At 71.3% G+C, this 20,055-nt stretch carries 18 protein-coding genes; 8 read left to right on the top strand and 10 right to left on the bottom strand.

Going from position 1 to position 20,055, the window contains the following annotated elements; translation table 11 throughout:
• Positions 1–110 precede the first annotated feature (110 nt).
• Both BHU15_RS21410 and BHU15_RS21405 read right to left on the bottom strand, forming a co-directional pair.
• A complete protein-coding gene (locus BHU15_RS21410; RefSeq protein ID WP_171908409.1) occupies positions 111–899 on the bottom strand; it encodes a DUF4142 domain-containing protein in 789 nt (262 codons plus the stop codon).
• A 127-nt stretch (positions 900–1,026) separates the two neighbouring features.
• A complete protein-coding gene (locus BHU15_RS21405; protein ID WP_069628675.1) occupies positions 1,027–1,845 on the bottom strand; it encodes a peptidyl-tRNA hydrolase in 819 nt (272 codons plus the stop codon).
• Between the two features lie 71 nt (positions 1,846–1,916).
• Here BHU15_RS21405 and BHU15_RS21400 point away from each other — a divergent pair, with 71 nt between their 5' ends.
• The 4 genes from BHU15_RS21400 to BHU15_RS40230 are packed head-to-tail and all read left to right on the top strand — an operon-like array spanning position 1,917 to position 4,318.
• Complete coding sequence (locus BHU15_RS21400; protein WP_069628677.1) at positions 1,917–2,594, top strand: AIM24 family protein; 678 nt, start codon at positions 1,917–1,919, stop codon at positions 2,592–2,594.
• A 7-nt stretch (positions 2,595–2,601) separates the two neighbouring features.
• Entirely contained in the window at positions 2,602–3,465 is an 864-nt protein-coding gene (locus BHU15_RS21395; RefSeq protein ID WP_069628674.1) for an ABC transporter ATP-binding protein, read from the top strand.
• Complete coding sequence (locus tag BHU15_RS21390; RefSeq protein ID WP_069628673.1) at positions 3,462–4,130, top strand: ABC transporter; 669 nt, start codon at positions 3,462–3,464, stop codon at positions 4,128–4,130. The genes BHU15_RS21395 and BHU15_RS21390 overlap by 4 nt, the downstream gene beginning before the upstream one ends.
• A gap of 26 nt (positions 4,131–4,156) precedes the next feature.
• Positions 4,157–4,318, top strand: a complete 162-nt coding sequence (locus BHU15_RS40230) for a hypothetical protein (protein ID WP_167756086.1) — start codon at positions 4,157–4,159, stop codon at positions 4,316–4,318.
• 212 nt (positions 4,319–4,530) lie between these two features.
• Here the strand turns inward: BHU15_RS40230 and BHU15_RS21385 are convergent, their stop codons facing one another.
• The 4 genes from BHU15_RS21385 to BHU15_RS21370 are packed head-to-tail and all read right to left on the bottom strand — an operon-like array spanning position 4,531 to position 11,392.
• The gene (locus BHU15_RS21385) at positions 4,531–7,935 is read right to left on the bottom strand and encodes a protein kinase family protein (RefSeq protein WP_141726850.1); all 3,405 of its coding nucleotides are present in this window, start codon (positions 7,933–7,935) and stop codon (positions 4,531–4,533) included.
• A 4-nt stretch (positions 7,936–7,939) separates the two neighbouring features.
• Entirely contained in the window at positions 7,940–8,908 is a 969-nt protein-coding gene (locus BHU15_RS21380; protein WP_069628671.1) for an AAA family ATPase, read from the bottom strand.
• A complete protein-coding gene (locus BHU15_RS21375; protein WP_069628670.1) occupies positions 8,905–11,076 on the bottom strand; it encodes a VMAP-C domain-containing protein in 2,172 nt (723 codons plus the stop codon). The genes BHU15_RS21380 and BHU15_RS21375 overlap by 4 nt, the downstream gene beginning before the upstream one ends.
• A 1-nt stretch (position 11,077) precedes the next feature.
• On the bottom strand, positions 11,078–11,392 hold the full coding sequence (locus tag BHU15_RS21370) for a trypco2 family protein (RefSeq protein WP_069628669.1): 315 nt from the start codon (positions 11,390–11,392) through the stop codon (positions 11,078–11,080).
• 149 nt (positions 11,393–11,541) lie between these two features.
• On the opposite strand from BHU15_RS21370, the gene BHU15_RS21365 reads away from it, so the two are divergent.
• Positions 11,542–12,939, top strand: a complete 1,398-nt coding sequence (locus BHU15_RS21365; protein ID WP_069628668.1) for a type I restriction-modification system subunit M — start codon at positions 11,542–11,544, stop codon at positions 12,937–12,939.
• Here BHU15_RS21365 and BHU15_RS21360 read toward each other — a convergent pair.
• Positions 12,932–13,777 carry a polysaccharide deacetylase family protein gene (locus BHU15_RS21360; protein WP_069628667.1) on the bottom strand — a complete coding sequence of 282 codons (846 nt, stop codon included), beginning with the start codon at positions 13,775–13,777 and terminating at the stop codon, positions 12,932–12,934. The two genes, BHU15_RS21365 and BHU15_RS21360, sit on opposite strands and share 8 nt — an antisense overlap.
• 153 nt (positions 13,778–13,930) lie before the next feature.
• Here BHU15_RS21360 and BHU15_RS21355 point away from each other — a divergent pair, with 153 nt between their 5' ends.
• From BHU15_RS21355 to BHU15_RS21345, 3 genes are all read left to right on the top strand, one after another.
• Positions 13,931–14,440: an NfeD C-terminal domain-containing protein gene (locus BHU15_RS21355; protein ID WP_069628666.1), complete on the top strand. Its 510-nt coding sequence runs from the start codon at positions 13,931–13,933 to the stop codon at positions 14,438–14,440.
• A gap of 115 nt (positions 14,441–14,555) precedes the next feature.
• Positions 14,556–16,007 (top strand): flotillin family protein, encoded by a 1,452-nt coding sequence (locus BHU15_RS21350; RefSeq protein WP_069628665.1) that lies wholly within the window; start codon positions 14,556–14,558, stop codon positions 16,005–16,007.
• 148 nt (positions 16,008–16,155) lie between these two features.
• Complete coding sequence (locus BHU15_RS21345) at positions 16,156–17,382, top strand: S1 family peptidase (protein WP_069628664.1); 1,227 nt, start codon at positions 16,156–16,158, stop codon at positions 17,380–17,382.
• Between the two features lie 84 nt (positions 17,383–17,466).
• On the opposite strand, the gene BHU15_RS21340 is transcribed toward BHU15_RS21345, so the two are convergent.
• From BHU15_RS21340 to zapE, 3 genes are all read right to left on the bottom strand, one after another.
• Positions 17,467–18,828 carry an alkaline phosphatase PhoX gene (locus BHU15_RS21340; RefSeq protein WP_069628663.1) on the bottom strand — a complete coding sequence of 454 codons (1,362 nt, stop codon included), beginning with the start codon at positions 18,826–18,828 and terminating at the stop codon, positions 17,467–17,469.
• Positions 18,829–18,990: 162 nt separating this feature from the next.
• Positions 18,991–19,416, bottom strand: a complete 426-nt coding sequence (locus BHU15_RS21335) for an OsmC family protein (protein WP_069628662.1) — start codon at positions 19,414–19,416, stop codon at positions 18,991–18,993.
• Between the two features lie 82 nt (positions 19,417–19,498).
• A partial coding sequence (gene zapE / locus BHU15_RS21330) for an AFG1/ZapE family ATPase (protein ID WP_141726849.1) occupies positions 19,499–20,055 on the bottom strand: 557 nt, incomplete at its 5' end.

The raw sequence follows: 20,055 nt of genomic DNA, 5'->3' as shown, positions 1-20,055 counted from the left end.
AGAGGTATTGGCCCCGCCGAGAGCCGGTGAATCCAGAGGAGGGGACGTTCAGAGCATCATTTGAGGTTCCCGCCCGAGCCGGACGAATCGACCCCGTTCAAGGGCCCCGTTCACGGCGACTCCTCGGCACTCGGCGGCGCCGGCCGGTTCGTGTTGACGGCTGTCGGCGCGCCCGGCTGGGTGGACGGCCGGGAGGTGAAGGAGCTGTCGCCGGTCGGCGACGCGGCCGGCGGCGACGGTGGCAGGCTGCCGTTCGGCGGCGGGGGACCGGTGGGGCTGGCGGTCTTCGTGCCCGCGGCCTCTCTCGCGATCTCGTCGAAGTCGACCAGCCCGGTGGCCTCCAGCATGGTGATGTGGTCGAGCACCGTCTGGTTGGCGTCGGTCGCGAGCTGTCTTATCAGGGTGTTCCGTGTCGTATGTCTGACCTCGGCCACCAGCGCGAACACCTTGCCGTGCGCGTTGCGCAGGAGGTTGGCGAACTTCCTGTCGTACTCGGCCCCCGTGGCCGCCGACAGCTCCCGCAACCAGCCCTGCTGCTGCTCGTTGGGCTGGTTCGGCAGCGCGACACCGAGCTTCGCCGCCACGTCGCGCGCGCGGGCGTCGAGGTCGGAGTGGCCGACCACGAGATGGTCGCCGGCGTCCTTGATGGCCTGGCTGGGGGCGCGTTCGATCGCCTGCTGTCCGGCGGGCAGCTCCCACAGGCCCGCGAGCCGCACCTTCACGAGGAAGTCGCGGTCGGTCGCCGACAGCGGACCCCACTGGGTCGCCACGCTCGACGCCGCGAGATTCGCCTCCCCCGTACCGGAGCGGTCGGCGTACGACCAGACAGGAAAGGCGAGCGCCCCTACCGTCGCGACGAGTGCCGCGATGATGAGTGCCGTGCCGTTGATACGTCGCAACAAAGTGTCTCCCGGGCCGATGTGCCACCGCGTACCACCGCGTGCCACTGCCGAATCAACCGCTCACTGACCGGTCGTTCAACCTACTTAGCGGTATCGGGAGATACGAATCCCGGCGCGGCAGCGTTCAACGCCGCAGCGAAGGATGATCGGCGACCACCGTGCTGGACCCCGGCGCGATCTCCGTGAACCCGGCGTCACGGACCAACGGCAGCCCGCTGACGGTCAGTTGGCGCCAGCGCGCGGCGTCCGGCGTCCGTACGGAGAGCGGGAAACCGGCCTCCCGCCACGCCTTGCGGTCCGTCTCCGACAGCTCCCACCACGCGAGCTGCGCGCCGTGGCCCGCCTGCGCCATCGCCTTGCCCGCCGACATGTCGAGGTCGGGGCTGAGCCAGAGCACGGGCCCGGCCGGGGCCGCGGCGGGCGGGGGCCCGGGGTCGTCCAGGTCGGTGCCGGAGACCTGGAGCTTCGCCAGCTCCTTGGGCCAGCCGTCCAGCGGGATCGGCGGGAAGACACGTACCTCCGCGTACGGGGCGAAGCCGGTCGCCTCAGTCGCCGGTGCCTCCGGGGCGGTCGCCTCAACGGCCGGTGTCTCCGGGCCGGTCACCGTGATCCCCGGCAGCTGCGTCGCCTTCCGCCACTCCGCGCCCCGCGCCCTGCGCACCACCTTGCGGATCCGGGCGTCCTGCCAGTCCCGCATCGCCTGCGCCCACTCGCCGTCGCCCGTCGACCGCTCGTCGGCGAGCATGCGGAGCACCGCGCGGGCAGCGGCCTCCAGCGCGTCGGTACGGGTCGGCGGCGCCGCCTTCTCGATCCGCACCACCAGCGGCAGCACGAACTGCGGGGCCTCGTCGCGCGCCGTCCGCTCATGCCGGAACGGACTGTCGGCCGGGCCCTTGACGGAGCCGTGGGCGGGCGTCTCCTGGCGGGTGTCGTCGTTGCTCACAGCGCAAGTGTGCCAGCCCCGACTCGCACGATTGTTGGCGGAATGGGCGCCTCCGGGTGACCATGCTCCGCATGAAGAGCGATCTCTTTGCCAGCGAGAACATGGCGCAGCAGGCGACCACCCCCGGGATGAGCCTCCAGAACGCCAAATCAGTCAAGTACGCCGTCAACGGCGAAATGCACGCGCGTCAGGGGTCGATGATCGCCTTCCGCGGCAATCTCCAGTTCGAACGCAAGGGCCAGGGCATCGGCGGCATGCTCAAGCGCGCCGTCACCGGCGAGGGACTGCCGCTGATGGCCGTGAAGGGCCAGGGCGAGGCGTGGTTCGCCCACGAGGCGGCGAACTGCTTCATCGTCGACATCGACCAGGGCGACGCGCTCACGGTCAACGGCCGCAACGTCCTGTGTTTCGACGCCACCCTCTCCTACGAGATCAAGACCGTGAAGGGCGCCGGCATGACCGGCGGTGGACTCTTCAACAGCCTGTTCAGCGGTTACGGGAAGCTCGCCATCATCTGTGAGGGCACCCCCATCGTCATCCCCGTCAGCGCGCAGGCGCCCGTGTACGTCGACACCGACGCCGTCGTCGGCTGGAGTGCCCAGCTCAACACCTCGCTGCACCGCTCGCAGTCCATGGGCTCGATGATCCGCGGCGGTTCCGGCGAGGCCGTCCAGCTGATGCTCCAGGGCGAGGGTTTCGTCATCGTCCGGCCGAGCGAGCTGACGCCCGTGAAGGCGTCCGGGAGCTGACCCACGCGTGGAACTACGAGGAGTGGGCCGCCGCTACGGTGTCGGCGGCCCCTGGGTGCTGCGCGGTGTCGACCTGGTGCTGCCGTCGCACCGCCTGATCCGCGTCGAAGGCACCAACGGCACAGGCAAGTCGACCCTGTTGCGCCTGCTCGCCGGGATCGACTCGCCCACCGAGGGCCGCGTCACCGGCCGCCCCGGCCGCACCGCGTACGTGCCCGAACGCTTCCCCGTCGCACTGCCCTTCACCGCCGCCGGCTATCTGACCCACCTGGGCCGGATCCACGGACTGCGCGGCGCGCGGGCGGCGGCGCGCGCCGACGAGTGGCTGGAGCGCTTCGGGGCGGCGCGGTACGCCCGTACGGCGCTCTCCGAACTCTCCAAGGGCACCAGCCAGAAGGTCGCCGTCGCACAGGCTCTGCTCGCCGGGCCCGAACTGCTGGTGCTGGACGAGGCATGGACCGGGCTCGACTCCGCAGCCCGCACACAGCTCGACCTCGCGGTCGCCGAACGCGTCGCCGCCGGCGGCACCGTCGTCTTCGTCGACCACGACCCACGGCGCCTGGCAGGGGCGGCGGACGACGTGTACGCGCTGGCGGGCAACGCCCTCGTACGCGATACGGGGGTGAACTCCCCGGCCGGACAAGGGCCACGGGTACGGATCGTGGCCGTCGGCCCGCCCGGCGCGGCGCCACCGGAGCCCCTGCCCGGCGGCCCCACGTACGAGCGCGGTCCCGCCGGCGGGACCGTACAACTGACCGTCGCCGCCGCGCACTCCGACGCCCTGCTGCGCGCACTGCTCGCGGCGCGCCCGCCCTGGCACATCCATGAGGTGAGCCTTGAGCCTGCCACGACAGGGCAGGCCGCTTCATGACCGCGCTGTTCCGCTACCACGCCGCCATGCTGCTGCGCTCGCAGCGCTGGCTGCCCCCGCTGCTGCTCTACGGGATCTTCCTCGCCGTCGGCGTCCAGGGCGGCGAGCCGGTGCTCGACTCGCTCGGCGTCGCCGCCGCCGCGCTGCTGCCGGTCACCGCGTGGCTGGTCCGGATCTGCGTCACGCAGGAACCGGACGCGGCGCGCGCCGTCACGGCCGCCGCGTCGGGCATGCCGCAGGCCCATCTCGCCGCGCTGCTGGCCGCGTCGGGGTGCGCGGGCGCGTTCGGCGTGGCCGGCACGGTGATCGTCACGGCCGTCAGTGAGCGCAGGAGCGCCGACGGACTGGTGGACGTGGCGCCGCTGTCCGCCGGAGCGGCCGGTCTGCTCGTGGCCCTGGTCTGCCTCCTGACCGGCGCGGCGGTCGGCGCGCTGTGCTCACGGCCCCTGCTGCGCGGCCGGGGCTGGTCGCTCGCGTCGACGGCCCTCCTCGCACTGCTGGCGCTGGTGACCACCGGATCCCCGGCGAAGGCCGCCGTCTCCGGCCTGGTGACCGGCTCGCGTACGGGCGTGATCCACACCCTCGGCCTGCCACTGGCGGCTGCCGTACTGGTGGCGGCCGTGGTGGTGGGGGCGGTCTGCGTGCTGGGCACCCGGCGGGGCTGAGCGCGCGGTTCAGTACGCTCGACGGTATGGACGCCATAGGAGACGAACCGACCGGCGGCGGGACGGTGGTGTACGCCGACTGCGTGCACTGCGGGGAGCCGACCGAGTACCCGGAATCGGTCAAAGGCAGCACGCTGTGCCCCGTCTGCGAATGGCACGAGGCGCAGCGGACGGCCTGCTCGGGCTAGGGCGTGTCCGCGAAGTAGCGTCGTCCGCCCGTAGGGCGGGGCTCACGGCGTCTGGTGCGTGCGATCGCAAGGCGGAGGATCGGCGTTGTGGATGGCCCGGCCGTACTCGGTCGAGTCCGACAACGCAGGGGGCACCTCCCGTGCCCGAAGGGCTACGGGGGAGAGCGTGCGTGCCAGGCGTCGTGAGCCAGACGGGACTTCGCGGACACGCCCTAGGGCCTGTCGCCGTCCCCGTCCAGAAGCCAGGACTGGACTCTGAACGACTGCTCAAGGTCCTCTCCGTACACCTCGGGTCGCTCCTCGGCCAGTACACGCCGTATCTCCAGCCCCTCCCGCAACGCGGCGAGCGCTTCCTCCCGCCGGCCCACGGCGCCCAGCCGGACGGCGAGGTTGGTCAGGCTCGATGCAAGGGCCGGGATGTACGGCCGGGGGCGTTGGAGAGCCAGTTCCCTGTAGAGCCGGACCGCTTCGGTGATCGCCGCGAGGCCCTCTTCGTGCCGGCCGACCTCACCGAAGCGGTTGGCGAGGTTGTTCAACGACCTGGCGATCTCGGGGTGGTGGGAGTCGGCCTGGTCGGCGGCCAGCTCCTGGTAGAGCTCCACCGCTTGGGTGATCACGGCGAGCGCGTCCTCCCGTCGGCCGAGATGGCTCAACCGGTTGGCGAGGTTGTTCAAAGTGGTGCCGAGGGCGGCCCGGTAGTAGTGAGGGTCCTCGGCGGCCAGCTCCCGGAAAAGCTGGACGGCTTCGGTGATCGCCGCGAGTGACTCCTCGTGCCTGCCGGCATCGCCCAGCCGGACGGCGAGGTTGTTCAACACCCGGGCGAGGTCGGGGCGGCCGGCGGCGGGGTGCTCGACAGCCAGTTCCCGGTACAACTCCACGGCCTCGGTGATGGTGTCCAGCGCCTCGACCCGCCTGCCCCGTTCGCTCAGCTGCTGGGAGAGGTTCTTCAGAGCCGAGGCCAGCTCGGAACGGTGGAGGCCGGGCTGCCGCCGCGCCGACGCCCGGTACCGGAGGACGAGGCTCTCGGCGAGAGCCAGGTCGTCGGCCGACCCTGCAAGGTCGGTCTCGTCGTCGGAACCCGACGCGAACGCGTCGACCAGCTCGTCGGCGGTCGGCCTGGCCGCGGGATCCTGATCCAGGCACGCCCAGAGCACTTCGACGAGGCGCGGGTCGATCTCCGACGCGGCGAGTCTCGCGAGCGCGTCCTCGTCGGGCCGGAAGTCGCTCCACCGGTCTGTGGCGAAGGCCAGGAGCAGCGCGCCCGTCGAGTAGATGTCGCTCTCCCTGGTCGGACCGCGACCGGGGCTGGCCCCTCCTGTCACCAGGTATGACTCGCTGCGCGGGTACTTCTCCCGGTGGTCGCTGTGGACACCGTCCCGCGTCGCTGTCATCCACCCGACAAGCCGCACACCGTGGTCGGTGACCAGTACGGTCCTCGGCGCGAGCGTCCCGTGCACCAGGCCGACGTTGTGCGCGTGGCGCACCGCGCGGGCCAGGTCGCCTCCGACCCGCCGGAAGAGAGCGTCACCGACGGACCCCGCCTGCTCTCCGAAGAAGGCGTGCAGATTGGGCGCGGGCCCCGAACCCGGATCGTCCTCCCGCCGGCGCAGATAACTCGCCGCCAGCCACGGCATGCCCTGGCGCCGGCCGTCGTCCCAGTCGAGCAGCCGGGGGGCGTATCTGCCCCGCATGCGCTCCAGGCACTCCGCCTCCGTGCGGATCAGTTCGAGTGCCTGCCGGGGGTCCATGGAGTACAACGGGGTGGGCGTGCGCATCAGCACCGTCGTGCCGTCCTCGTCCTGCGCCAGATAGATGCCCGGGTCGTCCCAGCCCCAGGTGCTGCGGGCGTAGAGCCGGTACGAGCCGAGCCGCTGGGGATCGCTGCGCAGGAGCTGCGACCAGCCCGGCGGAATGTCCGGGGGCCACCCCTCGTGCGGGGCTTCGGGCCGGGTCTCGCGTCCGGTCTCACGCCCGGCCTCGCGCCGCGCTTCCGGCAGGCGTACGGGCGGCGCCTCCGGCGCGCCGCCCGCTCCGGCGCTCACCGGCGGCACCCCCAGTCGTCGCAGCAGGCGTTCCTTCAGCCAGCCGAAGGAGCGGTCGGTGTCGGCGATCACGGCGGTTCCGTCCGGATGGCCCACCCAGGCGGGGAAGTTCGAGGAGCGGCCGATGGCGGCCTCCAACTGCCGAGTGACGGAGCGGGTGTTCCGTAGCAGCTCCTGTGGGGAGAGGGCGCCGAGAAGGAGACGGCGGGCCTCGTCCGAGAAGTCGAAGAGCTGGTGCTGGGGGAGATGGGTCGGCCAGGCGGCCGTGGTCTGCCGCATGAGGCCGCCGAGGAAGACCTCCACGATGTGTCCGTTGTCCGTGGGCGGTCCGAGCGCGTTCTGGACCAGGCGCATCACCGGCGGGGTGACGGGAGCCACCGCGGCGAGATGGGCCGCGAGGCGGTACGCCTCGGGTGACGCGGCCTCCCGGAAGCGCAGGACGGCGTCCGCGACGTCGCCTTGGCGCGTATCGGCGAAGGGGCGGCCGGTGGCGGGCCGGCCCGCGCTCCACAGGGGGAGCTGCGCGGTGGTTCCGGGTGAGGCGATCAGCCGCGCCCAGCCTGCGACGGCGGCGGGCGAGGGTTCGAGGACCGGCACGGGGACCGAGTCGAACGTCACCAGCTCGGGCGGCAGGACCGGGTCGGTGATGTGCCAGTCGGTGTTCGGGCCGCCCCGGCGGTGCGTGGCGACCCGCCAACGCTGGGCCGTGATGCCGGAGTTGGCCCACAGGCGGGTCGGCAGCGCGTGGACGACAGCGGTCGGGCCGCAGCGCGCCCACAGCTGCATCACGTCGCGCATACGGCCGTCCCACCACGCCTCGCCGACACCGTCGCTGACGACGAGCACGAGCGTGTTCCCCGTCGGGTCGCTCACGCTCGCGGGCGTCTGATAGGGCCCCTTGTGCCCGTAGGGGCGGGTGCTGAGGCGTGGAGCAGCGGCGCCGCGGGTGTCCAGTCCGTACACGCGGATGTCGCGGAAGGCCCCCGCGCGTTCCATCAGCGTGCGCACCTCGGTGGCCAGACGCTGCCACAGGACCATGGAGACGCCGTCGTCGACCAGCAGGGCGAGGGAGAGCCAGCGCGTTCTGACGGGGCGGGTGACGGTTTCGGGCAGTCCCGTGTCGGCCATGGCTGCCACGGTCCGTACGACGTCCAGCTCGTGGCGCCGATGGTCGGGGAACCGCTGTCGCAGGGGTCGCAGGGACTTGCCCAGCCGCAGCTCCCGGGCGTCGAGGAGACGGCTGTCGGGAGCCCGCACAGCGAGCGCTCTGCGAGGCGTCGAGTTCCGCTCGGCGCGCCCGTCCGCCTGCGCCGCCGCCCGCAGCGGGAGTCCGGGTGCGGAGTCCCCCGACGGCTCCGGGCCCGCCTGTTCGGGGGGCGTGGTGGGCGAGGGCTGCGTCGGGCGGTTGCCGTCCTGGCCTCCAGGGCGCGGTTCGGGAGCGGCGGGCGGACGTGCCCGGACCAGGGGCGCGGCGTCCGGCGGCAGGTTCCCCGCGAGCCACAGGACGTCGAGAAGTTCCTCGTCGGCGAGGGTCACCCCGCTCTTGGCCAGTACGTCGCGCAGACGCCCTAGCACGCCGTCACACCGCTCCGCCGAGTTCGTGCAGTACGGCGTCGAGGAGGCGGCCCGCGTCGAGACCGACGCCTCCCTTTCTCAGGAAGACGGCGTTGAGGAGCTGGTCGGTGGCGAGTTCACCGGGAGCCCGGCGGCTGAGGAAGGTCTCCAGCAGATCGTCCACGTCGTGCAGGGCGTCGTCCCCGAGGTGGGCGGCCACGATGTCCCGCAGCCGCTGCTCGTCGGGTTCGGGCAGGTCGAGCCGGACGCAGCGCCTCAAGAAGGCGGGCGGGAAGTCGCGTTCGCCGTTGCTGGTGATCACGACGACGGGGAACTCACGGCAGCGGATCCGGCCCCGTACGACGGGCGCGGGGTGGTCGGGGTCGTCGGTCTGCACCAGGACCGGGGGGTGGCTGTCGGGCAGGCGGGCGAGTTCGGGGATCGTGAACTCGCCCTCCTCGAAGACCGTGAGCAGGTCGTTGGGGAGATCGACGTCGCCCTTGTCCAGCTCGTCGATGAGCAGGATCCGGGGGCGTTCGCGGGGAACGAGGGCGTTGCCCAGGGGACCGAGGCGGACGTACCGGCCGATGTCCGGGTCGCCGGCGTCCCGCTGGTGGTTGGCCTCGCGCAGCCGGCCGACGGCGTCGTACTCGTACTGCGCGTCCCGCAGGGCGGAGCGGCTGTTGACCGGCCAGTGCAGGACCCGGCCGAGGGTCAGCTCGTGCGCGATGGCGTGGGCGAGGGACGACTTGCCGGTGCCCGGATGACCGTTGACCAGAAGCGGACGGCGCAGATGGAGGGCGGCGTTGACGATCTCGGCCTCGTCGGCGCCGATGAGATACGGCCGCGGACGGGAGACCTTCTCGCCCGCCGACAGCTCCTCCGGATCGAACCGGCGCCATGGCGGGGCCTGGGGGAACGCGACCTTGCGGGCCGTCCCGTCGCCCTGGAACAGCCGCCAGTCGGGGGCGGGCCCCGGTTCGGTGGATGTCATGAGACCTGAACTCCAATCCGGGGATCCGCCAGTCGCAGCGACTCGGGCTTCGGGTGGCCGCTGTCTTCCTCCCACACCAGGGCGGGGCGTGCCGTCGTCGTCGCCGTCGGTTCCAGGGCCTCGGCCCGGAACTCGTAGACACGCTTGGGGAGTTCGGCCAGCAGACCGAGGGGGTCGAGCGGGCTCAGCTTCGGCGCGTCCGCGTAGCCGTCGGCCTCGCGGTCCCAGAGAACCACGGGCACACCGCGCGCGAGGCAGAGCTCCAGCAGCCGCATCCGCTGTTCGCGAGGCCCGTTGATGACTACCTGGGCGGCGTCACGGTGGCTTGTCTTCAGCAACAGATCCAGCTGTCGGTCGGTCGCGCACTTCTGGTCGGTGACCAGCGGCGTCAGGTATCCGCTCTGCCATCTGCGCCGCTGATCGCGGTCGCGGGTCACCACGCGCGCGCTCATGTCGGGGCAGCTCAAGGTCATCCGGTACTCAGCGCCGATCGCCCGGTCGGGCACGAATTCGTTGGGCGCCCCGGGGTTCCACTCGTCGACGGCCAGATGCAGCCCCTGCCGGTCGACCAGCACCGTCACCCACGGCACCTGGTCGCCCTGGCCGGGTTCGTCGGCCGCGGAATCCACCGCCTCACGCAGGCATACGGCGATCTCCTCCGGTGTCTTCGGTACGGTCCGCGACTCGTGGAGCACCGCCCGCGTACCGTCCTTGCGGGCGACGAGGATCCGGCAGACGTACCGCTCCTCCGAGGACGCCTGGCCCCCGGTCAGCTCCAGGACCACCCGCGACACCGGCGACGGCTGCCGCGCTCCCCACAGGACCGCGTCGGCGCGCCGCTCGTCGAGGGCGGTCGGGTGGATGCCGGTGCGGCCGGCCACCCGGGCGGACCACTCGCGCAGCTCCGCCGCCTCCTCACCGCCCACGGCGGCTGCCACGTACTCGACCAGCCGCAGCAGCGCCGGGACCTGCGGCGTGCCGTCCGGCACCTGCAAGCTGTCGGACATCGCCTCCAACTCCTCCACGAAAGGCCCGAGTTCGTCGACCGGCAGATGGGTGCGGGAGAGGGTGTCGGAAAGGCAGACGTAGCGCAGCGCCTCGCTCGCGGCGCGGGGCAGCAGCGTGGCGCGTTCCTTGCAGATGCCGCTCAGCAGCTGCACGAGGCGCTCGTACTCCGCCAGGGACAGCAGCGAGCCGAGCCCGGCGGCTCGCGCCCGGGTCAGCAGGGCGGTCAGCCGGTCGCGGGCTGTGTCCTCGGTGAGGGTCGGCGCCAGGGTGCCGCTGAGCGACGCGAGCGCGCGACGGTTCCCGGCGAACAGCGCCATGAGATCGGACAGGGAGGGCGCGTAGTCGGCGGGGACCTGATAGCCCAACTCCAGGGCGAGCGACCGGGCGTGGACGGAACACACCTTGGGGTCGCCGAGGAAGTGCCACAGTGCCAGCTCAAGGGCCTGCTCGGCCGGCGCACGGTCGGCCGGTGGCCCGGCCTTGGGCAACGACGCGCCGATGTTCACCAGTTGTGCCGGACCGTCGGCGTACTGTCGCAGGAGAGACTCGAACTCGCCCTCCTGGACGAAGGCGTGTGCCGGGGAGGCGCGCAGTCGCCGGTTTCCGTAGGACTGGTTGTCCTCGATCACCACACCCACGAGATGGTCGTCGCAGAAGACGGCGGCCCCGGAGGCCCCTCCCCAGGCTTTCCGTCCGTCGGTCCGGTGATCGGGCGCGGGATCCTGGTCGAGGACATAGCGTGCGCGCGAGCCCGAGGACAGCAGGGGCAGCACTCCCCGAAGATGCTCGACCTCGCGCTCCTCCTCGGCGGTGGCCAGCGGGAATCCGAGCCCCTCGTAGCGCAGCGGCGCCTTGCCGACCGGGTGGCCCCAGCGGACCGGGCCGTCGGGCACCTCCACCGGGTCGTCAGTCAGCAGGAGCGCGACGTCCAGGTCCTGCGGGTGCCGCCAGAGGACGCTCGCTTTCGTGCGTACGGAGCTGCCTTCTCCGGGGTGCCCCACCCGTATCTGGATCTGGGGCCATTCGGCGCGTGTGTCGCGGTCCTCGATCACATGACGGGCGGTGAGGACCAGACGCGGCGCGATCAGATACCCGGACCCGACACTTCGCCGCTCCTGTGCGGTGCCCCCGCGAATCAGCGCCAGCCTGCGCGGATCCATCTCACTCCTCGTCCCAGGAGCCGGGTTCGCTGTCGCTGATCTCGGCGTCGGTGCCGCCTGCGGCACGGTCCCGGACCGACAGCCGTAGCGTCAACTTGTGGGTACGGACGGTGGAGTGCTCACCGCCGACACCGACGGTCGCGACGCCGAAGCTGAGCTTGCCGTCCCCTGTGCCGGTGTTGCGCAGCTCCAACAGCAGCTCCAACTCCGCCTCTTCCACGCCGAACGCGAACTGCTGGCCGGCCCCCAGGTCCTGCGCCTGGTACAGCTCCTGCCGCAACTCCTCGATGGCCGCGGCCAGACCGATACTCGCCATGCCGACTCCCCGTTTCGCCCCGTGTGCTCCGTGCCCGGTTCACGAGCTAATGACCCGTCACGTTACCGCTTCCGCGGGGCGTTTCGACCGGCTTGGGCATAACCTCGAAAGGCCCCGCACCGACGGTCGAAGGAGACGGTCCGCCCGCCATGCAGGAGATCAAGGATGCCGCGTGGGAGGCCGCGGACAGGCTGCGCGGCTCGGTCGACGTGATGGATCTCCCGGAGTACGTCGGCGGCCTGATCTTTCTGAAGTACGTCTCCGACGCGTTCGCCGGGAATCGCTCCGCTCTGAGGGCGCGGCTTGTTACGGAGGGGTACGACGAGGACCACGTCGAAGAGCTGCTGGAGGACCGGGAGTCGACGGATGCCCCCGTCATCTGGGTTCCCAGGAGCGCCCGTTGGCAGTGGATCAACGCTCTCAAGGACACCCGCCGCATCAGCCAAGCCATCGACGACGCCATGAACGCGATCATGCTGGCGAACTCCTCACTGCTGGGCGCCCTGCCGGCGGTCTTCCGGGACGGCACCGCCGACCGAGAGCGCCTGGCCGAAGCCGTGGCCCTCATCGGGCGCGTTCGTTTCACCGGCACCGAGGAGAGGCCCGCGCCGGACGTGCTCGCCGAGGCGTACGAATTCCTTCTCGACAGGTTCGGCGGCGATTCCGGCACACCCCGGTCCGTCGGCCGGCTGCTGGTCGGGATTCTTGAGCCGTACGGCGGGCGCGTGTACGACCCGGCGTGCGGGTCCGGCGGCCTGCTCGCCCAGGCAGGCACGTTCATGGCCCTGCATCCGGGGGACTCCGGCGATTCCGTGGTCTACGGCCAGGAGATCAACGAACGGACCTGGCGGTTGGCCAGAATGAATCTCGCCGTCCACGGTGTCGTGAGCGACCTCGGCGATCGATGGGGCGACACTCTCGCCCACGACGAACACCCGGACCTCAAGGCCGACTTCGTCATGGCCCAACCCCCGATCGGCCTCTGGAAGTGGGCGGGGAGCGAGGACGACCCCCGGTGGAGGTACGGCGTCCCCCCACGGACCAACGCCAACTACGCGTGGCTCCAACACGCGGTCTCCAAGCTGAGCGACCGGGGCACCGCCTGCGTCGTCCTGGAGAAGGGCTCACTGCTCTCCCGGTCGCCTGCTGAGACACGGATCCGGCAGGCGCTCGTAGAAGCCGACCTGGTGGCCGCCATCGTGGCGTTGCCGGAGCAGTTGTTCCGCTCCACACAGGTCCCTGCCTGCCTCTGGGTGCTGACGAAGGACAAGTCGCCCGAGCGCAGGGGTCGGATCCTCTTCATTGATGCCCGCGACCTGGGCGCGTTGGCCGACAGTGCGGAGCGCGTGCTGAGTGACGAGGATCTGGCGAAGATCACCAGGGTCTATCACGAGTACCGGGACGAACCCGGCTTCTGTGTGTCGGCCGGGCTGACGGCGGTGCGCGAACAGGAGTACGTGCTGACGCCCGGTCGATACGTGCGAGCCGCCCGGGCCCCGGCCGGGACCCGGGCGCTGACGAAGGATCTGTACGGGGTGTTCAACTAGCGCCCTTCATCAGCTCCGACACCTTGACGAAGCGGTAGCCCCGCTCCCGCAGCGCCGGCACGATGGTGCGGACCGCCTCGTCCGTCACCGGTGCCGCGCTCGTCGTGCAGTGCATGACCACCAGTGAGCCGGGGCGCACCCCGGCGAGCACCTGTTCGGCCACCGCGTCCGCGTCCGTCGCGAACGCGTCGCCGCTCACCACGTCCCACTGGACCGCCGTCAGGCCCGCCGGGGCCAGGGTCCGCAGCGTCGACCGGTCGTAGCAGCCGCCGGGGAAGCGGAAGTACGGCACCACCTGGCGTACTCCTGCCTTACGGAACGCGCCGAAAGCACGTTCCACGTCGGCGGCCATGTCCTTCTTGCCGAGCACCGGGAGCCCGTGGCAGTCCGCCGTGAAGGAGTAATGGCTGTACGAGTGGTTCGCGACCTCGAACAAGGGGTCGGAGCCGATCTCTCTGGCCTGGAACGGGTACTCCTCCGCCCACCGGCCGGTCATGAAGATCGTCGCGGGGACTTCGAGGCGGCGCAGCGAGGTGATCAGGGTCGGGTTGTCGAAGCGCTCGCCCCGGGCCGCGCGTGGCCCCTGATCGGCGGTCATGTCCGCGTCGAAGGTCAGCGCGACGGTCTTGGGCGCCGCCTTCGCCCGGGTCGTGCGGCCGGGGTCCGCGCCGCGCAGGAAGACGGGTGTCACGGCAGGGCGCTCGGGGCCGGCGGGTTGCTGCGCCGAGGTTCTGGGGGAGGGCTTGGCCGTCAGACGGGCGTCGGTGTCGGCTCCGCAGCCGACCAGGGTGGCCCCCAGCACGGCGACGGCGACGAGTCTCAGAACATTTGTAGGCATAAAGGGAAAATATATGACTAACTGTTCATCATGCGGTTGCGGCGCTCGAAGATTGCCGGAACGCGGCACTGCTCGCCCTGACGGACCGTGAGAAAATCTCCTCCCATTCAAGGGTTCTTGGGGGACCGGCGAGAGCCGGGGGAGGGACGACCCATGGATGTGTTCCTCGGTCTCGGGATCGCCGGTGTGGTCCTGCTGGCGGTGGCCCTGATCTTCGACGGCATCTTCGAAGGTCTGTTCGGCGGAGTCCTCGACGGGCTGTTCGCGGGGCTGCTGTCCCTGCCCGTCGTGGCGGGATTCGTCGCGATGCTGGGCTTCGGCGGGGCGATCGTGCTCGGTACGACGGACCTCGGCGTCGGTCCCGCCGTCGTCGTGGGCGCCGTCGCCGGCGCCGTCACCGGCTGGCTGGCCTGGAGACTCAGCCGGGTGCTGATGCGCGATCAGACGGACGCCACGCCGCGCGGGGCCGACCTCGTCGGTACGTCGGGGTCCGTGGTCACGGCCATTCCCGTCGACGGCTACGGCGAGGTGATGCTCCGGGTGGCGGGGCAGCCGGTGAAGTTCGCCGCGAAAAGCGCGGTGCCCCTGGCGCGGGGCGCCGAGGTCTGGGTGGAGTCGACGCTCTCGTCCACCTCGGTCGGCGTCCGGCCTGTCGAACGCTGATCCCCGCCGCTGACACACCGGCACATCGAGCGGCCGAACCGCCGAACCGCCGCGCGGCGACCGGCGTCCCACAGGTGCGGCGTCCACAACTCGTACGTCAACAGGGGGCAACCCAATGAGTCCAGTGATCATCGCGGTGGCGGGAGTCGTCGTACTCCTCGTCCTGCTCGCTCTCGTCGTCATCACCCGCTACAAGGTCGCGGGCCCCAGCGAGGCCTTCATCATCACCGGCCGCCGGGGCAAGTCCTCCACGGACCCGGTCACCGGCCGGGTCAGCACCGACAACAGCGGCCAGAAGGTGGTGGTCGGCGGCGGCGTGTTCGTCGTCCCGTTCGTCCAGCAGAAGTTCACGCTCGACCTCTCCAGCCGGCACATCCCCGTCGCCGTACGGGGCGCGGTGACCCTGCGCGGCGTCAAGGCGCACCTGGAAGGTGTCGCGATCGTCAAGGTCGGCGGCAACGAGGACGCCATCCGGGCCGCCGCCCAGCGGTTCCTGCGGCAGCAGAAGGGCATCGTCGGCTTCACCCAGGAAGTGCTCTCCGGCGCGCTGCGCGCCATCGTCGGCCGGATGGCCGTCGAGGACATCATCCGCGACCGTGCCGCCTTCGCCGGCCAGGTCGCCGAGGAGGCCGAGGCCAGCCTCTCCGGGCAGGGCCTGATCCTGGACGCCTTCCAGATCCAGGACATCACCACCGAGGGCTCCTATCTGGAGGACCTGGGCCGGCCCGAGGCCGCCCGTGCCAAGCAGGAGGCGGACATCGCGGAGGCGATCGCCAAGCGCGCCTCCGAGCAGGCCAGGCTCAAGGCCGCCGAGGAGATCGCGGTGGCCGAGCGGACCTTCTATCTGAAGCAGGCCGAGATCAAGGTCGAGACCGAGGCTGCCAAGGCCAAGGCCAACGCGGCGGGCCCGCTCGCCGAGGCCGCGCGCCAGCAGGAGGTGCTCGGCGAGCAGGAGAAGGTGGCGCAGCGCCAAGCGGCACTGACGGACCGTCAACTGGACACCCAGGTACGTAAGCCGGCCGACGCCGCCCGCTACCAGGCCGAGCAGGAGGCAGAGGCCCGGCGGATCGCACAGGTCAAGGAGGCCGAGGCGGACGCCGAGCGGTCACGGCTCACCGGTGAGGGAGAGAAGCTGCGCCGTGCGGCGCTCGCGGAGGCCGTACGTATCGAGGGTGAGGCGGAGGCCGACGCCATCACGGCGCGCGGCAGCGCCGAGGCCGGGGCGATGCAGAAGAAGGCCGACGCGTTCGCCCAGTACGGTGACGCGGCCGTGCTTCAGATGCTCGTCGAGGTACTGCCCGCCGTCGTCTCCAAGGCGTCCGAGCCGCTGAGCGCCATCGACAAGCTGACGGTCATCTCCACGGACGGCGCGAGCCAGCTCTCGCGCACGGTCACCGACAACGTCGCGCAGGGCATGGAACTGCTGACGTCCACCACCGGCGTCGACATCGGCGAACTGCTCAAGAGCCTGTCGCAGAAGGCGAGTTCGAAGCAGCCGCCCGCCAAGGTAGCGGCGAGGCCGGCCAAGTCGTCGGAGAGCAACAAGAAGATCGAGATCAGCGGCTGACGGACCGTCGATTCTGATTACGTCAGGGGCCGGCCGGGCTGTTGTCCGGCCGGCCCTCGCGTGCCGGCGGCCCGGTCCGCTGAACACAACTCCCGTACCGCCCGTATCAAGGGGTCGGACTCCGTAATCCCCCACAGGAGGCGACGAGTTGAGTCACAGGCGAATTTCCAAGGGCAAGGCCGTACTCGCGGGAGCCGGGGCGGTGGGTGTCGCCGCTGCGGCCATCCTGCTGCCGAACGCCAACGCGTCACAGTCCGGCACGGACGACGGCGCGGGCGGCGGCGCGGGACAGAACCCGAGGACGGTCAGCGCCGCGTCGGCGCCGGAACTCGTCGCGCGGCTGTCCTCACAGCTCGGCGACGACTACGCGGGGGCGTACTACGACGCCGCCAAGAAGCAGGTCGTGGTGAACGTCGCCGACGGTGGCGGCAGCGGCGGCGACGAGTCGGCGGAGCGGGTGCGCGCCTCCGGCGCCGTGGCCAGAAACGTACGGAACAGCATGGGCGAACTCCGGTCCGCCACCGGCACGTTGACCCGGGACGCCACCATCCCCGGCACCGCGTGGGCCGTCGACCCCCGGACCAACCAGGTCCTCGTCACCGCCGACACCACGGTCACCGGCGAGCGCTGGGACACCCTGGAGTCGACCGTGCGCTCGCTGGGCGAGGGCGTGGCCCGCATCCAGAAGTCGGCGGGCGAGTTCAAGCCCTTCCTGGAGGGCGGCGACGCCATCTTCGGCGGCGGCGCCCGCTGTTCGCTCGGCTTCAACGTCACCACCCAGGACGGCACGCCCGGATTCCTCACCGCTGGGCACTGCGGCGTCGCCGCCGAGCAGTGGTCCGAGGCGCAGAACGGCGCGCCCGTCGGTACGGTCCAGGCCGCGACCTTCCCCGGCGACGGCGACTTCGCGCTCCTCACCTACGACGACCCGGCCACCGACGCGCCCAGTGAGGTGGACCTCGGTAACGGCCAGACCCTGCCGATCGGGCAGGCGGGCGAGGCCGCGGTGGGTCTGGACGTCATCCGGATGGGCAGCACCACCGGGCTGGCCGACGGTTCGGTCACCGGACTCAACGCGACCGTGAACTACGCGGAGGGCTCCGTCAGCGGCCTCATCCAGACCAACGTCTGCGCCGAGCCCGGTGACAGCGGCGGCCCGCTGTTCACGGCGGACGGCACGGCGATCGGCCTGACGTCGGGCGGCAGCGGTGACTGCACGTCGGGCGGCGAGACGTTCTTCCAGCCGGTGACGACGGCGCTGGCGGCGGTGGGCGGCGCGGAGATCGGCGCGGGCGGCTCGGGCACCGGCACGGGCGACGCGGGCGGCGAAGGCGACACCGGCAACGACGGTGTGGAGGCCGGGCGCGACCACTGACCGCACCCGACGCCCGCTGTGCCCCGAGGCGCCGGACGGGCCGAACAGCCCGCCCGGCGCTTCTCAGCACAACCGGTCAGGCACCTAACGCCACGGCCCCGTGACCGCGAACGTCGTCCCCGGCGTGTAGCAGTTCACGTACATCGTGTCGCCGTCCGGCGCGAACGTGACCCCCGCGAACTCACCCCACTCCGGCTCCTCCGGCGTCCCGATGTTCTGCGCGCCGCGCGCCATCTCGTACAGCTCGCCGTGCCGCGTCAGCCCGTACACGTGCTGCGCGCCACCCCCGTCCTCGCACACCATCAGGCCACCGCTGGGCGCGAGGCAGATGTTGTCGGGGGACTCCCCGGGGAGCTGGATGTCGGTGTCCGGACCGAAGGCGATCACCAGGGTGAGCCGGCGCCGCTGCGGTTCGTACTTCCACACCTGCCCGTAGTGGTCGGCCGCCGAGCCCTCCGCGCTCTTCGCGAAGCTCGACACGAAGTACACGGACCGGTCGCCCCAGTAGCAGCCCTCCAGCTTCTGGGCGTGTGTGATGCCCTTCTTGCCGAAGTCCTGGAGCCGGATGGGCGTTTCCTTCGCCTGGGTGTCGGGCACGGGCACCCACTCGACACGGTCGAAGCTCGCGCCGGGCTCCTGGACGACCGACAGGTCCGGTACGCCGGGGACGCGCATGGCCTCCAGCGTGCCGCCCGCGCGCAGTGATCCCAGACCGCCGAGCGGCTTCTCGGGCAGGAAGCGGTAGAAGAGACCGAAGGGCCTGTCGAACGCGTCCTCCGTCTCGTACACCACACCCGTACGCGGGTCGATCGCGATCGCCTCGTGCTGGAAGCGGCCCATCGCCTTCAGCGGTACGGCCCCGCTGCGGTGCGGATCCGCGCCGTCGACCTCGAAGATGAACCCGTGGTCCTTGGTGTAGCCGTTGGTGCCGGCCTTGTCCTCGGTCTCCTCGCAGGTGAGCCAGGTGCCCCAGGGGGTGGGCCCGCCCGCGCAGTTGACGGCGGTGCCGGCGATGGCGACCCGCTCGCCGACCACGTTGTTACGGCCGTCGAGTTCGAGCGCCGTACAGCCGCCCTTGCCCATAGGGTCGTACGTCAGGCCGTCGACGGTCGGGACGCCGATGCTCGCGGTGGCCCGGTTCTCGTGGTTGCGGACCAGATGAACGCGTCCGCGGCGGCCGGCGAAGGCCGCCATGCCGTCGGGATTGCTCGGGACTTGGCCCTCGCCCGAACGGAGCTCGTCGCCCGTTCTGGACAGGACGCGGTAGCGGAAACCCTTGGGCAGATCGAGCAGGCCGTCCGGGTCGGGTACGAGCGGGCCGTAGCCGCTGCGCCCCATTTCCTGTGCGGCGGCGGTGCCGGCGAAAAGCTCCGACACCGCTCCGGTGAACGCGATTCCGGCGACCGATGCTCCGGTGGCCAGGACCTGACGTCGTGTTGCGGACATGAGGCAACTCCCTGTTGGCGGACAGGAACGTGACCCGCACGTGTGTATCACGGGTGTAGTGCACACGTGAACTGTGCGGGCCACGGAGCCTTATGTGTCGCCTGACGTGTCCTGAGAAATCAGGGACCGCGGATCAGGGACCGCGGGATCAGAGACCGCGGATCAGGCGAGCGACGCGGTGAGCGTGATGCTCGTGCCCGCGAGCGCCTGGCTGACCGGGCAGTTCGCCTTCGCGTCCTCGGCGGCCTTGACGAAGCCCGCCTCGTCCAGACCCTCGACCTCGCCCACCACCGTGATGTGCACGCCGGTGATGCCGGTGCCGGGCACCAGCGTGACGTCGGCCTGGGTGGTCAGCTTGGTCGGCGGGGTGCCGGCCTTGGCGAGACCGTTCGACAGGGCCATCGAGAAGCAGCTGGAGTGAGCGGCGGCGATCAGCTCCTCCGGGCTGGTCTTGCCGTTCGCCTGCTCGGCGCGGGAGGCCCAGGAAACCGGCTGCTCGGCGATGCCTGAGGAGTCGAAGGTGACGACGCCGCTGCCCTTGAGGAGGTCGCCTTCCCAGACGGTGTGTGCCTGGCGCGTGGTAGCCATGGTGATGGGAACCCTTCTGTATCGGGCACGCGAGAGTTGATCGGACGCCTCTCGCGCACCGCACATCGTTACGGCTCCGAACTTACTCGGCGCGCAGGCCCTTTGCGTCCCGTGCCAGCGCCGTGAGACGTGAGATCGCACGGAAGTACTTCTTCCGGTAACCGCCGTTCAGCATCTCGTCGCTGAAAAGCCGGTCGAAGGGGAGCCCGGAGGCGAGAACCGGTATCTCCCGGTCGTACAGGCGGTCGGCGAGTACGACGAGCCGCAGCGCCGTCGACTGGTCGGGCACCGGGCCCACGTCCGTGAAGCAGGCGACGCGCAGCCCCTCCGTCAGCGCGCCGTATCGGCTGGGGTGGACGGTGGCGAGGTGGGCGAGCAGGGCGGGGAAGTCGTCCAGGCTCGCGCCCTCGGTGGTGTGGGCGGCGCGCGTCACCTGCTTGGTGGTGAGCGGGGCGGGGGCCTCGGGCAGTCCCCGGTGCCGGTAGTCCTCACCGTCGATGCGCAGCGGGCGGAAGCGTGCGGAGAGCCCCTGGATCTCCCGCATGAAGTCCGCGGCGGCGAAGCGGCCCTCGCCGAGCTTGCCGGGGAGGGTGTTGGAGGTCGCGGCGAGCGCGACGCCCGCCTCGACGAGGCGGCTCA

It is taken from the genome of Streptomyces niveus (genome assembly GCF_001723055.1).
Classification (GTDB): domain Bacteria; phylum Actinomycetota; class Actinomycetes; order Streptomycetales; family Streptomycetaceae; genus Streptomyces; species Streptomyces niveus.
Note: the sequence above shows the minus strand (reverse complement) of the source record. Positions and strands in the feature narration are given on the sequence as shown.